Here is a 410-nt window from a genome sequence, read left to right as displayed (position 1 = left end):
TTTTAGCCTATCAAAATGATGTGTTAGAAAAGGCATTATTTTTATCACCAGTAGTTAATATGGAACGAATTATCGAAAATATGATGAAATGGTTTAATGTAACACCAGAGCTTTTGCAAAAAGAAATGACTATAGAGACACCTATTGGTCAAAAGCTATATTGGGATTATTTATGCTATGTAAAAGAACATCCTATTAATACATAGAATACAGATACATATATTATGTATGGAGCCAAGGATGAACTGTGCGAATTTGAAACTATTAACTGTTTTACAAAAAAACATCGTTGTGAATTAGAAGTCATGGAAACAGGTGAACATTACTTTCATACTGAAGAACAGTTAAAGATATTTGAACAGTGGTTACACAAATATATCGATTAACAAATTACAATTTATCTTGAACCT

Annotated in this window: 1 pseudogene; it reads left to right on the top strand. The window is 29.3% G+C overall.

The features are described from left to right. Positions 1-386, top strand: a pseudogene (locus tag BAMA_RS23360) (alpha/beta hydrolase); the annotation flags it as partial. Positions 387-410 lie beyond the last annotated feature (24 nt).

Source organism: Bacillus manliponensis (assembly GCF_000712595.1).
Taxonomy (GTDB): Bacteria; Bacillota; Bacilli; order Bacillales; family Bacillaceae_G; genus Bacillus_A; species Bacillus_A manliponensis.
The sequence above is the reverse complement of the archived record's forward strand: the minus strand, read 5'-3'. Positions and strand labels throughout refer to the sequence as shown.